Source organism: Alcanivorax sp. UBA3183, assembly GCF_002364155.1.
GTDB classification, from domain to species: Bacteria; Pseudomonadota; Gammaproteobacteria; order Pseudomonadales; family Alcanivoracaceae; genus Alcanivorax; species Alcanivorax jadensis.
This window is the reverse complement of sequence record NZ_DEXN01000015.1, coordinates 38,456-51,163: the sequence shown is the minus strand read 5'-3', so window position 1 is coordinate 51,163 and position 12,708 is coordinate 38,456. Positions and strand designations below refer to the sequence as shown.

The 12,708-nt window shown below is 58.8% G+C and carries 13 protein-coding genes; 5 read left to right on the top strand and 8 right to left on the bottom strand.

What is annotated here, in order from left to right; translation table 11 throughout:
* Positions 1–125 precede the first annotated feature (125 nt).
* From asd to leuC, 5 genes are all read right to left on the bottom strand, one after another.
* Complete coding sequence (gene asd, locus B3Q33_RS06575; protein WP_272962642.1) at positions 126–1,238, bottom strand: aspartate-semialdehyde dehydrogenase; 1,113 nt, start codon at positions 1,236–1,238, stop codon at positions 126–128.
* Positions 1,239–1,300: 62 nt separating this feature from the next.
* On the bottom strand, positions 1,301–2,377 hold the full coding sequence (gene leuB / locus B3Q33_RS06570) for a 3-isopropylmalate dehydrogenase (RefSeq protein ID WP_286827279.1): 1,077 nt from the start codon (positions 2,375–2,377) through the stop codon (positions 1,301–1,303).
* Between the two features lie 46 nt (positions 2,378–2,423).
* The gene (locus tag B3Q33_RS06565; protein ID WP_035244137.1) at positions 2,424–2,864 is read right to left on the bottom strand and encodes a hypothetical protein; all 441 of its coding nucleotides are present in this window, start codon (positions 2,862–2,864) and stop codon (positions 2,424–2,426) included.
* Positions 2,865–2,906: 42 nt separating this feature from the next.
* Positions 2,907–3,545, bottom strand: a complete 639-nt coding sequence (gene leuD / locus B3Q33_RS06560; RefSeq protein WP_272962644.1) for a 3-isopropylmalate dehydratase small subunit — start codon at positions 3,543–3,545, stop codon at positions 2,907–2,909.
* 10 nt (positions 3,546–3,555) lie between these two features.
* On the bottom strand, positions 3,556–4,974 hold the full coding sequence (gene leuC / locus B3Q33_RS06555; protein WP_035244134.1) for a 3-isopropylmalate dehydratase large subunit: 1,419 nt from the start codon (positions 4,972–4,974) through the stop codon (positions 3,556–3,558).
* A 159-nt stretch (positions 4,975–5,133) separates the two neighbouring features.
* Here leuC and B3Q33_RS06550 point away from each other — a divergent pair, with 159 nt between their 5' ends.
* On the top strand, positions 5,134–6,009 hold the full coding sequence (locus B3Q33_RS06550; protein ID WP_084573342.1) for a LysR family transcriptional regulator: 876 nt from the start codon (positions 5,134–5,136) through the stop codon (positions 6,007–6,009).
* 4 nt (positions 6,010–6,013) lie between these two features.
* On the opposite strand, the gene B3Q33_RS06545 is transcribed toward B3Q33_RS06550, so the two are convergent.
* The 3 genes from B3Q33_RS06545 to prmB all read right to left on the bottom strand — a co-directional run bounded on the left by B3Q33_RS06545 (position 6,014) and on the right by prmB (position 9,509).
* Positions 6,014–7,168, bottom strand: a complete 1,155-nt coding sequence (locus B3Q33_RS06545; RefSeq protein WP_272974626.1) for an MFS transporter — start codon at positions 7,166–7,168, stop codon at positions 6,014–6,016.
* Positions 7,169–7,426: 258 nt separating this feature from the next.
* Complete coding sequence (aroC, locus tag B3Q33_RS06540) at positions 7,427–8,512, bottom strand: chorismate synthase (protein ID WP_272962646.1); 1,086 nt, start codon at positions 8,510–8,512, stop codon at positions 7,427–7,429.
* Between the two features lie 70 nt (positions 8,513–8,582).
* On the bottom strand, positions 8,583–9,509 hold the full coding sequence (prmB, locus tag B3Q33_RS06535) for a 50S ribosomal protein L3 N(5)-glutamine methyltransferase (RefSeq protein ID WP_084573341.1): 927 nt from the start codon (positions 9,507–9,509) through the stop codon (positions 8,583–8,585).
* 223 nt (positions 9,510–9,732) lie between these two features.
* Between prmB and B3Q33_RS06530 the strand changes: the two genes are divergently transcribed.
* The 4 genes from B3Q33_RS06530 (at position 9,733) to B3Q33_RS06515 (ending at position 12,673) form a co-directional block, all read left to right on the top strand.
* Positions 9,733–10,113: a hypothetical protein gene (locus tag B3Q33_RS06530; RefSeq protein ID WP_035244128.1), complete on the top strand. Its 381-nt coding sequence runs from the start codon at positions 9,733–9,735 to the stop codon at positions 10,111–10,113.
* Complete coding sequence (locus B3Q33_RS06525; protein ID WP_272962647.1) at positions 10,110–10,589, top strand: EVE domain-containing protein; 480 nt, start codon at positions 10,110–10,112, stop codon at positions 10,587–10,589. The genes B3Q33_RS06530 and B3Q33_RS06525 overlap by 4 nt, the downstream gene beginning before the upstream one ends.
* 174 nt (positions 10,590–10,763) lie before the next feature.
* A complete protein-coding gene (locus B3Q33_RS06520) occupies positions 10,764–12,059 on the top strand; it encodes an ammonium transporter (protein ID WP_272962648.1) in 1,296 nt (431 codons plus the stop codon).
* Positions 12,056–12,673: a hypothetical protein gene (locus B3Q33_RS06515; RefSeq protein WP_035244123.1), complete on the top strand. Its 618-nt coding sequence runs from the start codon at positions 12,056–12,058 to the stop codon at positions 12,671–12,673. Before B3Q33_RS06520 ends, B3Q33_RS06515 begins: the two co-directional genes overlap by 4 nt.
* The last annotated feature ends 35 nt before the right edge of the window (positions 12,674–12,708 follow it).

Below are 12,708 nucleotides of genomic sequence, written 5' to 3'. Positions count from 1 at the left end.
GAAACCTCGCGACAACGATGCTGCAGGAGCGCTGATAACATCCCCCACAAATACAAACGCGGGCACGGCCTTGATACTACCTCGGCCCTGCCCGCGCTTTTCTACTTTCACTATTTAGCAGCTTATCAACGCTCCATAAGGATACGCAGCATGCGACGCAGTGGCTCCGCCGCGCCCCACAACAGCTGGTCGCCCACGGTAAAGGCATTCAGGTACTCGCCACCCATGTTGAGCTTGCGCAAGCGACCTACCGGGACGCTCAGGGTACCCGTCACCGCCGTGGGAGTCAGATCCCGCAGGGTAGCCTCTTTTTCGTTGGGCACCACTTTCACCCAGTCATTGGCCTTGCCGATGATCTCGTAGATTTCATCCAGCGGCACATCGCGGGTGAGCTTCACTGTCAGGGCCTGGGCGTGGCAGCGCATGGCGCCGATACGCACACAGGTGCCATCCAGAGCAATGGGATCCGCGGCACGACCCAGAATCTTGTTGGTTTCTGCCTGGGCTTTCCACTCTTCCTTGCTCTGACCATTTTCCATTTCCTTGTCGATCCAGGGCAGCAGGGAGCCCGCCAGGGAATGACCGAAATGTTCCGTGGGCAGATCGCTGCTGCGCATGGTGGCCGCCACCTGGCTGTCGATATCCAGGATCGCACTGGACGGATCCCCCAGCTTGTCTGCCACATCGCCATGAATCTTGCCCATCTGGGCAATCAGCTCGCGCATGTTCTGGGCACCGGCACCGGATGCCGCCTGATAGGTCTGGGCGCTGGCCCATTCGACCAGGCCTTCATTAAACAGGCCACCCAGAGCCATCAGCATCAGGCTGACAGTGCAGTTACCACCTACATAATCCTTCACACCCTTATCCAGGGCACTGTCGATCACATTGCGGTTGACCGGATCCAGCACGATAACGCTGTTGTCCGCCATACGTAGGGCAGAAGCGGCATCAATCCAGTAACCGTCCCAGCCGGCTTCACGCAGCTTGGGATACACCTCATTGGTGTAGTCGCCACCCTGACAGGTCACGATCACATCCAGGCTTTTCAGCTCATCAATGCTCTTGGCATCGCCCAGGACAGGAATATCCTTGCCCACATCGGGGCCCGCCTGACCGACCTGGGAGGTCGAGAAAAAGACCGGTTCGATATCTGCAAAATCATTTTCGGCAATCATGCGCTCCATCAGAACGGAACCCACCATGCCACGCCAGCCGACAAAACCGACTTTCTTCATTGGAAAACTGTCTCCTGAAAGGATTGCCCTTTCTATCTGTGAATAAACAGGTGAACGCGCTATTACGCCTGGGCCAGAGCTTCAGCCACGGCGTTACCCATCTCTTCAGTGCCCACTTTGCGAGTGCCCTCGGTGTAGATGTCCGCAGTACGCAATCCCTGATCCAGTACCCGCTCTACCGCAGCTTCAATGGCATCCGCCACATCGCCGCGCTCCAGGCTGTAACTCATCAGCATGGCCAGCGACATGATGGTCGCCAAAGGGTTGGCTATGCCCTGACCGGCAATATCCGGTGCCGAGCCGTGGCAGGGTTCGTACAAGCCCTTGCGGTTCTCGTCCAGGGACGCGGAGGGCAGCATTCCGATGGAGCCGGTGAGCATGGCGGCTTCATCGGAGAGAATGTCACCGAACAGGTTACCGGTGACAATCACATCAAACTGTTTCGGCGCACGCACCAACTGCATGGCCGCGTTGTCCACGTACATGTGGGACAACTCTATCTCCGGGTAGGCCTTGGCCTCCTCGGTGACCACTTCTTTCCAAAGTTCGGTGACTTCCAGCACGTTGGCCTTGTCCACCGAACAGACTCGCTTGTCACGCTTCATGGCCAGCTCGAAAGCCACCTTGGCGATACGGCGCATTTCCGACTCGGTGTACACATAGGTATTGAAACCTACGCGCTCGCCGTTCTCTTCCTTGATGCCACGGGGCTGACCGAAGTAGATGCCACCGGTCAGCTCGCGCACGATCAGGATATCCAGCCCGGAAACCACTTCGGGTTTCAGGCTGGAGGCATCCGCCAGTTGCGGAAACAGGATCGCCGGGCGCAGATTGGCAAACAGGCCCAGCGAGGAACGCAGGCGTAGCAGGCCACGCTCCGGGCGCTTGTCCCGCTCAATGGCGTCCCATTTGGGACCACCGATGGAGCCGAACAAAATCGCATCCGCAGCGCGGGCCTTTTCCAGGGTACCTTCCGGCAGCGGATCACCTTCCGCGTCCACCGCCGCGCCGCCCACCAGGGCCTCATCCAGCTCTACATCGAGGCCAAACTTCTGTTTGGCGACATTCAGCACCTTCACCGCTTCATCCACGATTTCCGGGCCGATACCGTCACCGGGCAACACCAGTACCTTGCTCATTACCTGCTTCCTGTTTACTGCTTGATCTGAATGCTTGATCTATTGCTTAAAAGTTTTTGCTTACCAGCACATCGTCAGGTGCCGAGGCCTTGACCAGCTCCAGAGTGTAATCACCCTTATTGCCGGGAGATGGTTTCACCCGCACCTGGTAAATGCCCTTTTCTTCAAAGGTATGACGGAATTTGCCGAACCGCAGGATGCCACCCTGATCGGCAAACACTTCCACGGAACGCTCGCCGGCATCAATAAACACCGACTCCACGCCGCCCTGCTCGGAAATCCGGTCACCGTCGACCTTGAAGATTTCCGCCTTGGCAGAGCTACTGGTGGGCATCTGCCAACCACCGCCGCCATCCCCCTTTGCCGCTACGGAAAGCTGGTTGTCCACGCTCAGTTTGGCCGCATCACCCGCGTCCGGTTCGTTGTACATGCCGGTCGCACAACCGGCCAGAGTCAGTACTGACAGCAAAGATAAAATTCGCAACATGTGTCGCCTCCTTGTTTTTTCTTTTAATGGTCCCGGACTCTGTTACTGGAAAATCCAGGGTTCCCGCTCGGCGCGGCGTGCTTCATAGGCTCGAATGGTCTCTGCCTCGTTGAGCGTGAGGCCGATTTCATCCAGACCGTTGAGCAGACAATGCTTGCGAAACTCATCAATCTCGAACGCCAGCGGCTCCCCGCTTTCCGGGATCACCTGCTGTTGCTCCAGATCAATGGTGATTCGGAAGCCTTCCTTCCCTTCCACCGCTTTGAACAAGGCTTCCACGTTATCCTCAGACAACACAATGGGCAATAACCCGTTTTTGAAGCAGTTGTTGTAGAAGATATCCGCAAAGCTCGGCGCGATGATGGCCTTGAAACCAAAATCCATCAGTGCCCAGGGAGCATGTTCACGGCTGGAGCCACACCCGAAGTTACGACGGGTAAGCAGAATGCTGGTGCCCTGATAACGGGGCTGATTCAGCACAAAGTCTTCGTTTTTCGGGCGCTGGCTGCTGTCCTGGCCAGGAAAACCCTCATCCAGGTAGCGCCACTCATCAAACAGATTCGGCCCGAAACCGGTGCGTTTGATGGACTTGAGAAACTGCTTGGGGATGATCTGGTCGGTGTCCACATTGGCACGATCCAACGGCGCGACCAGCCCTTCCTGACGAATAAACTTTTCCATGATCTGCTCCTCAGGCCTGGTCGAGTTCGCGAATATCCACAAAATGGCCCGCCACCGCAGCGGCCGCGGCCATGGCCGGACTAACCAGATGCGTGCGGCCACCATTGCCCTGACGCCCCTCGAAATTACGGTTGGAAGTGGACGCACAGTGTTCACCGGCTTCCAGGCGGTCAGGATTCATGGCCAGGCACATGGAGCAACCCGGCTCCCGCCATTCGAAGCCAGCTTCAATAAAGACCTTGTCCAGACCTTCCTTCTCGGCCTGCTGCTTAACCAGACCGGAGCCCGGCACCACCAGCACTTGTTTGACGGAATCCGCTTTTTTGCGGCCCTTGGCCACCTCGGCTGCGGCTCGCAGGTCTTCAATGCGTGAGTTGGTACAGGAGCCGATAAAGACCCGGTCGACCTTGATATCTGTGACCGGAATACCTGGCTTCAGCCCCATGTACTCGTAGGCGCGCTGCATGCCAGAGCGCTTCACTTCATCGCTCTCGGCCTGCGGATCCGGCAACATGGCATCTACCGGCACCACCATCTCCGGACTGGTGCCCCAGGACACCTGCGGACGGATATCCGCCGCATCAATATTCACTTCCGCGTCGAATTCGGCATCCGCATCGGACACCAGGGTTCGCCAGTAATCCACCGCCTTGTCCCAGTCCTCACCTTTCGGCGCGAAGGGGCGACCTTCCACGTAATCAATGGTGGTCTGATCCACCGCTACCATGCCGGCACGGGCACCCGCCTCAATGGCCATGTTGCAGATGGTCATTCGCCCTTCCAGGGACAAGCCGCGAATGGCGCTGCCGGCAAATTCGATAGCATAGCCGTTGCCGCCAGCGGTACCGATGATGCCGATGATATGCAACACCACATCCTTGGCGGTGACAGCGGGACTCAAATCCCCTTCCACGGACACCCGCATGTTGTTCATTTTTTTGGCCACCAGGGTCTGGGTCGCCAGCACATGTTCAACCTCGCTGGTGCCGATACCATGGGCCAAACAGGCCAGCGCGCCATTGGTGGACGTATGGGAATCACCGCAGACCACGGTCATACCGGGCAGGACGGCACCCTGCTCCGGCGCCATCACGTGAACGATGCCCTGGCGTACATCACCAATACCGAATTCGGTAATGCCAAATTCGCGAGTGTTGTCCTGCAGAGTCTGTACCTGGATCCGGGAGGTCTGATCCACAATTTCAGCGGCCGACTTGAATGGCGTGGTCGGTACATTGTGGTCGATGGTGGCCACACTGGCGCCCGTACGCCAGGGTTTACGGCCGGCCAGGCGCAGGCCTTCAAACGCCTGGGGCGAGGTCACCTCATGGATGATCTGACGGTCAATATAGATCAGCGCGGAGCCATCCTCACGCTCGGTGACGAGATGGGCGTCCCACAATTTATCATAGAGGGTTTTGCCGGCCATGTTTCTCTCCCTGCGTCGCACTGCAGCAACTTCATCATTGCGACTGGTTTGTCAATAACGATTAATGTAGGGTTCACCCACCAATAAATCCAATTCATATTTTTCATTTTTAAGATAACCAATTATTATCTCGCAACCGAACAACTGGATGCCCCGGTAATGATAGACACACCGACCCTGAGCGCCTTCATGGGAGTGGCTGAAACCGGCTCGTTTTCTGCCGCCGCTGAGCGCCTCTACATCACGCAGCCTGCCATCAGCAAACGCATCGCCCTGCTCGAGCAGCAGCTTGGCGCACGTCTGTTTGATCGGGTGGGCCGTCAGATTCAGCTTACCGAAGCAGGCCGCTCCCTGCTGCCACGGGCCAGGCAGGTGCTGATGGACGTGGAAGACATGGCTCGAGCCATCCACGACCTGTCCGGCTCGGTCACCGGCAAATTGCGCATCGGCACCAGTCACCATATCGGCCTGCATCGCCTGCCTCCTGTGCTGCGTCAGTTCTCCCGGGACTACCCGCAAGTGGAACTGGACATCCATTTTATCGATTCGGAAGAAGCCTGGGAGGGGGTGCTGCACGGGGAACTGGAAATGGGTGTGGTCACGTTGCCCCCGCAGCCGGATGAGCGCCTGCAAAGTGATGTGATCTGGCGCGATCCGCTGGTGTTCATGTGCGCGCCGGAACACCCGCTGGCCAAGGTGGACAATATCACCCTGGAAACCCTCACCGGCTACAGCGCCATCCTGCCGTCACCGGTCACCTTTACCCGCGGCATCGTGGAGCGGCTGTTTGACGAACATAATCTTAAGCTCAATATCGCCATGTCCACCAACTACCTGGAAACCATCCACATGATGGTGTCCATCGGCCTGGGCTGGAGCGTCCTGCCTGCCACAATGGTGGATGGCTCGGTGGTGGAATTGGCCGTGGATGTGCCGTTACCGGAACGGGAGCTGGGTGTGGTAATCCACCCTGCCCGTACCCGCTCCAATGCCGCCAGGGCATTTTTGCAGGCGCTGGAGGCATCCGGTCTGTAGCCGTTTAAGCGGCTGAATCCCGGGAACGGGTAACGCCGCCCACGATCAGCAAGATGGCCGCCAGCACGGCGGCCAGCGCCGCGCCGAAAAACAGGTCCACTCCCCACTGCTGCCACAGCAAACCGGACAACCCGGCACCCGCCGCCCAGCCTGCGCCAAAGCCCAGGCTGGAATACAGGGCCTGTCCCTGACCGCCCAGTGACGCCTCAAACTGCTTGTGCACCCAGGCGATGCTGGCCGCATGAAAGCTGCCAAAACTGGCCGCGTGGAGCAGCTGGGCAAGCGCCAGCCATAACAACGAATCGGCTACCACACCAATCAACAGCCAACGCAGGGCCGCCAACAACAGACTGGCCACCAGAATCCAGGGAATAGAGAAACGCCGCATCAGCCGATGCATGACCAGAAACAGTCCCACTTCTGCCAGTACACCCAACGCCCACAGGCTACCCACCACGAACTTGCTGAATCCCAGATCCTGCAGATAGATGCTGTAGAACGTGTAGTAAGGCCCATGGGAAAGCTGCATCAGAAAAGCGGCCACCAGAAACAGGGAAACGGCCGGACGGCGCAACACGCTCCACACAGATGGCCCACCCTGTTCCCGATGACGCGCCTCCCCGTCACCCGCCGGCAACGTCAACGTACCCAGCCACAACAGCCACAACAACGCGCTCAATACCCAGGGCAGCAGATCAGTACCCAGCCGGTCCAGCGCCTCGCCAAGCACCAGTACCGCCAGGATAAACCCCACCGAGCCCCACAGGCGCACAAGACTATAGCGGTGAGACTGACGCCCCAGAGACTGCAAGGTGAGGACTTCAAACTGGGCCAGCACCGCGTTCCAGAAGAAACTGAACGACACCAGCAGTGCCGCCATGGACCAGAACTGGTCGATCCAGAACACCGGCAGGAACACTATCGCCGCCAGAAGATTGCCGGTCCGGATGATACGCAGGCGCTGACCGCTACGATCCGCCAGCCAGCCCCACAGGTTAGGGGCACCAATTTTGGTCAGCTGGGGAATGGCCATCAGCAGGCCGATGGCGGCAGCGCTGAAACCCAGGTCCTTCAGGTACAGGGACCAGTAAGGCACCAGGGTGCCCAGTAGTCCGAAATAGAGGAAATAGAAGCCTGACAATCGCCAGTAGTAAGGCATTAGGGGCTGAACCTTGGCGTGGCGGTTAAATGAATGGAAGGCCGGACGTCTGATGTCGGACATCCGGCGCTAAATCAAACCTGCCGTAGGAGCGTCGCTGGCGGCGCGATCAAAGGCGTTGAACAGCAATGTAACCACAGAGATCGCCGAGGAAAAGACTGGTTTTTTCTCTGTGTACTCTGTGCCCTCTGTGGTGAAAATGCTTTTGATTGCGTGTCATCGCGCCGCCAGCGACGCATCCTACGGATGGCCAGGCATTTAAATCGGCGGAAATGGTGGCGTCACATCGCCGTTCTGCGCCCGATGGCGCAGGCAATGGTCCATGAGCACCAGGGCCAGCATGGCCTCGGCAATAGGAGTGGCCCGCACGCCCACGCAAGGATCGTGGCGCCCCTTGGTAACCACTTCAACCGGGTTCCCTTGCAGATCAATGCTCTTGCCGGGAATCAGGATGCTGGAAGTGGGCTTGAGCGCCATGGCCACACGGATGGTCTGCCCGGAGCTGATACCTCCGAGCACACCGCCGGCATGGTTGCTGAGGAAGCCTTCCGGGGTCATCTCATCACGATGTTGCTCACCGCGCTGATTGACCACTGCAAAGCCGTCGCCTACTTCCACACCCTTGACCGCGTTGATGGACATCATTGCCTTGGCCAGATCCGCGTCGATACGATCGAACACCGGCTCGCCCCAGCCAGGCGGCACGCCGTCGGCAAACACTTCCACCCGTGCACCGATGGAAGAGCCATCCTTGCGCAGCGCATTGATGAGAGCTTCCAGCTCCGGCACCTTGCCTGCATCCGGGAAGAAGAAAGGATTGCTGTTTACGGTAGACCAGTCGAATTGCTCCGCTTTGACCTCACCGATTTGAGTACAGCCCCCATAGATGCGAATACCCAGTGTCTGCTCCAGATACTTGCGGGCAATGGCGCCGGCCGCCACGCGCATGGCCGTTTCCCGGGCCGATGACCGCCCGCCGCCGCGGTAATCGCGGAAACCGTATTTCTGCGTATAGGTGTAATCCGCATGCCCGGGCCGGAAGGTGGTGGCGATGTCGGAGTAGTCCTTGGACTTCTGGTCGGTGTTTTCGATCAGCAAGCCGATGGACGTGCCGGTGGTCTTGCCCTCGAACACCCCGGAAAGGATCTTCACCTGATCCGGCTCACGACGCTGAGTGGTGTAGCGGCTGGTGCCTGGCTTGCGCCGGTCCAGCTCCACCTGCAGGTCTTCCTCGCTGATTTCCAGCCCCGGCGGGCAGCCATCCACGATGGCCCCCAGTGCCAGGCCATGACTCTCACCAAAGGTGGTGATGCGAAAACGTTCACCAAAACTGTTGCCGGACATGCGGATCCTCAAAAAAGCATTGGGCCATTGCATCTCCCCTCACCTGCCCGGTAAAAGGAGCATCAACGGCTCAGGAAGAAAACTGTTCGCGGTATTCTAGCAGCTGTTGACGGGTAAGCATGAATACACCGTGGCCACCACGCTCGAATTCGAACCAGAAGAAAGGCACCTGCGGCCACTGATTGACCATGGCTTCCCAGCTATTGCCCACCTCCACGATCAATACCCCATGCTCGGTAAGCTTATCAGGGGCCTCACTCAGCAGGCGGCGGGTAAAATCCAGGCCGTCATCGCCGGAGGCCAGTGCCAATTCCGGTTCGTGGCGGTATTCATCCGGCAGGCTGGCCATATCCTGTGCATCCACATAGGGCGGATTGGAGACGATCAGGTCATAGGGGCCATCCACCTGGGCTAGGCCATCGGAATGCAGGGCTTTCACCTGCCCTTCCAGGCCATGACGGCGAATATTGTCTTCACAGACGGCCAGAGCTTCTTCACTGATATCACTGCCGTCCACGCGGGCATGGTCAAACGCGTAGGCACAGGCGATGGCGATACAGCCGCTGCCAGTGCACAAATCCAGCACCGCATGGACCTGCTCCGGCTCTACCCAGGGGGTGAAGGATTGCTCGATCAGCTCTGCCAACGGCGAGCGGGGAATCAGGACGCGTTCGTCCACGTAAAAGGGCAACCCGCAAAACCAGGCTTCATGGGTCAAATAAGGTACCGGAACCCGGTCATTCACCCGACGACACAGCAAGCCCAGATAGTCACTGATTTCAGAAGGCAACAAGCGGGCATCGAGAATGCGAGGATCGCCATGCAACGGCAGAGACAAGGTGCTCATCAACAGCGCCAGCGCCTCGTCCCAGGGGTCATCATTACCGTGACCAAAGAAAACCTCACCGGCACGCAGGGCACTCTCACCAAAACGCAGACAATCCCTGACTGTGTGCAGGGCGGTAACGGCTTCTTTCTGTTGTTGCGGGCTAATCACGGCATACTCCTCAAGCAGGCGGCGAAGATTAGCACAAAATCCGCCATGAAAGCCTGTAGAGGGTAACTTGTTGGCCTGCCAGCAGGCATGGCTGTTAACCTGCAAATGGTGTCGGTTAGCAGCAATGTCGGCATAGGAAAATCAAGTGCCATCATTTCAGCGACAGCAGCATTGCGTATAAGATGCGCTCACGCTCTCTGGGAGGCTGTTGGAAAGGATTAGTATGACCGCAGTTACGGTGTTCCAAGACGGCCCTTTTACCTTGGTGGATTTGAAGAACGGCACCCTGGTCGACATGAGCGTGGAACTATCGATCTATCGACAGCGACTGACCCTGTTCAACATGAATCTCCAGCGCAAACAGCTGGCAATCTATGTGGGTCGCATCTGTGGGCTCGACTTTACCGCCTCCCGCTATGCCTGCGGCGAAGACTTCAAGCAAATTACCGAGGCCAAAGTGCTGGTACTGGAAAGCATACTCAACCGTACCTTTGCCAACATGATGCTGACCCTGAACAAACCGCAATTCCCGGTCTACGTGTGTGCGAGCCTGGCAGAGGCCAAGGCGTGCCTGCTGGAAAAACACCCCCGGGAGGAACAGTGAGCGCGATCTGGTTATTGAAAACCGAGCCCGACACTTTTTCCATCAATGACCTGCAGGCCTGTCCTGGGGGCACCAGCGGCTGGGACGGAGTGCGCAATTACCAGGCTCGCAATCGTCTGCGCGACGAGATGAACGAAGGTGATTGCGTGCTGATCTACCACTCCAGTTGCGCACAGCCCGCCATTGTCGGTGAAGCCTGTGTGGTCAGTGCCCCCTACCCGGACCCCAGCCAGTTTGATCTCGACTCAGGGGGGTTCGACAATCGCAGCAGCCGCGAAGAACCGCGCTGGTATCAGGTGGATATCCGTTATCTGTGCACGTATCCGCAGCCCCTGTCGCTGAAAACCCTTCGCCAGTACGCGGAGTTTGCGGATATGGAACTGGTTGTGCGGCCACGCCTGTCAGTACAGAAAGTCACCGAACGTCAGTTTCAGCGCATCCAGCAACTCTGCATGCCAGAAAGCGCCAGCGCCTGACCAGCAAGCGAACCAGTGCAGTGCACAGCATCGCACCAGCGCAAGACTGCGCCCCAAAACCGCGCAGGCAGATACGAAAAAAGCACGACACACCCCCATAATCCCTTCCGTGGCCGGCTTGGCACAGCGGTTGCAATTGCCCCTTCGTCACTACTAACGAATGGGATTCATACCATGCCACAGCGCCGTTTACCCTGGTTTGCCTTACTGCTACTCCCCGGCCTGGCCAGGGCGGATTCGCTCAGCGCCGTTGATACGGTCTGGATTGCCGTGGCTGCCGCCCTGGTTTTCTTCATGCAAGCGGGCTTCGCGCTGCTGGAAAGTGGCATGAGCCGCGCCAAGAATGCACTGAACGTGGTGATGAAAAACTACATGGATTTGTGCGTGGGTACCCTGGTGTTCTGGGCTGTGGGGTTTGGCGTGATGTTTGGCACCAGCAGCACCGGCTGGTTTGGCGAGGACCAGTTCATGCTCAGCCATGCCGACGGCAGCACCTGGGCCATGCTGTTGTTCCAGATCATGTTTGCTGCCACCGCTGCCACCATCGCTTCCGGCGCCATGGCAGAACGCACCCGTTACGTTGGCTACCTGTGCGGGGCCATTGTCATTACCGGGCTGATCTATCCGCTCTACGGCCACTGGGCCTGGAACAGTGAGGGTTGGCTGGCCAAACTCGGCTTTATTGATTTTGCCGGTTCTACGGTGGTGCACAGCATCGGCGGCTGGTGCGCCCTGGCCGGCGTGTTGGTGGTTGGCCCACGACTGGGCCGCTTTGACCGTCACGGCCAGCCCCGTACCATCCCGGGGCATAACCTGTCCTACGTGGCCCTGGGTGGTTTTATCCTCTGGTTCGGCTGGTTCGGTTTCAATGGCGGCTCCACCCTGGCTGCCAGCGTGGATATTGCCAAGGTGAACCTGAATACCCAACTTGCCGCCGCCGCCGGCGCGGTGGGCAGCGTGATCTACCGCATGGTCAGCCGCCGACCGATTCTGTTGACGGAAACCGTTAACGGCAGCCTGGCTGGTCTGGTGGCAGTCACCGCCGGCTGCGCCGTGATGACCCCTGGCTTTGCTGTCCTCACCGGCCTGGTCGCCGGCGCGCTGGCAGCTTTCGGGGCGAGAATGTTGCTGGCGTTGCGTCTCGATGATGTGGTCGGCGCGGTGCCGGTACATGCCTTCGCCGGTGCCTGGGGCACCCTGGCCGCTGGACTGTTCTACGATGGTGACCTGTTCAACCCGGAACGAATTACCGTACAGCTGCTGGGCATCGTGGTTGCATTTGGCTGGGCCTTCTTCACCGCCCTGGTGATGTACATGCTGGTGTCCTTGCTCACAGGCCTGCGAGCCCCTGCTCTGAATGAACAACGCGGCCTGGACCTGAGCGAACACGCAGAAAGTGGCTATCCGGAGTTTCCCCAGAACACGCTTTATAACAGTGAGCTGACCCGCTCGGCGGAGTCTCGTCCATGAGTCAGGAGCTGCAACGTCGACGGCGCGCCATTGCCACCGGGCTGACGCCCTACATGAACGAACCTCTCTTGCTGGAGGCGATCAGCCTCTGGCAACAAACCTATGCCGAACGCCCTCGCTTTTCCCTGCAGGGCTTTGTCAGTGAGTTGTGTCAGATGTTCGACCTGGGGGAGCGCCGGCATCAGATCCATATGAGCCTGGTGCAGGCCATGACACTGTCGGAGCAGGAACTGGCCGACGATCCGCTGGCCGGAAGCGAGGAAAATCCCGCCCGGGAGCACCCCTGCAGCCAGGCGTTCGAGCAGATCATGCGCTCGCTGTGGGAAGGCATTGGCGCCCGTGCGGCAAGCCAGTTGCGGCTGGACATGGCCGCCCAACTGCGCAGCAATCAGGTCGGGGCGGAAACCCGGCTGACCATGGAATACTGGCTGCAAGCTCCGGAACGCCCGCTGGCCCCACTGACACTGGCCGCCCTGCGCGATCAGCTCAACCGTACTTATGTGCTGTTGTGCGAAAGACTGGGACCGGTGGAAGCCGACCAGCAACTGAAGGCGGCCTATCAGAACGCCCTGCAAACCCGCATTGACCCGACGGCATTGCGCCAGCTGCTGTAGAAGGGTTCCTGCCATTTCAGCCATGTGACACCACC

Bases quoted from the DNA above. Each gene is read 5' to 3' on its own strand.
- asd (WP_272962642.1), bottom strand. From the start codon at position 1,238: ATGAAGAAAGTCGGTTTTGTCGGCTGGCGTGGCATGGTGGGTTCCGTT.
- leuB (WP_286827279.1), bottom strand. From the start codon at position 2,377: ATGAGCAAGGTACTGGTGTTGCCCGGTGACGGTATCGGCCCGGAAATC.
- B3Q33_RS06545 (WP_272974626.1), bottom strand. From the start codon at position 7,168: ATGCCTTACTACTGGCGATTGTCAGGCTTCTATTTCCTCTATTTCGGA.
- B3Q33_RS06565 (WP_035244137.1), bottom strand. From the start codon at position 2,864: ATGTTGCGAATTTTATCTTTGCTGTCAGTACTGACTCTGGCCGGTTGT.
- B3Q33_RS06550 (WP_084573342.1), top strand. From the start codon at position 5,134: ATGATAGACACACCGACCCTGAGCGCCTTCATGGGAGTGGCTGAAACC.
- B3Q33_RS06515 (WP_035244123.1), top strand. From the start codon at position 12,056: ATGAGTCAGGAGCTGCAACGTCGACGGCGCGCCATTGCCACCGGGCTG.
- aroC (WP_272962646.1), bottom strand. From the start codon at position 8,512: ATGTCCGGCAACAGTTTTGGTGAACGTTTTCGCATCACCACCTTTGGT.
- leuD (WP_272962644.1), bottom strand. From the start codon at position 3,545: ATGGAAAAGTTTATTCGTCAGGAAGGGCTGGTCGCGCCGTTGGATCGT.
- leuC (WP_035244134.1), bottom strand. From the start codon at position 4,974: ATGGCCGGCAAAACCCTCTATGATAAATTGTGGGACGCCCATCTCGTC.
- B3Q33_RS06530 (WP_035244128.1), top strand. From the start codon at position 9,733: ATGACCGCAGTTACGGTGTTCCAAGACGGCCCTTTTACCTTGGTGGAT.
- B3Q33_RS06520 (WP_272962648.1), top strand. From the start codon at position 10,764: ATGCCACAGCGCCGTTTACCCTGGTTTGCCTTACTGCTACTCCCCGGC.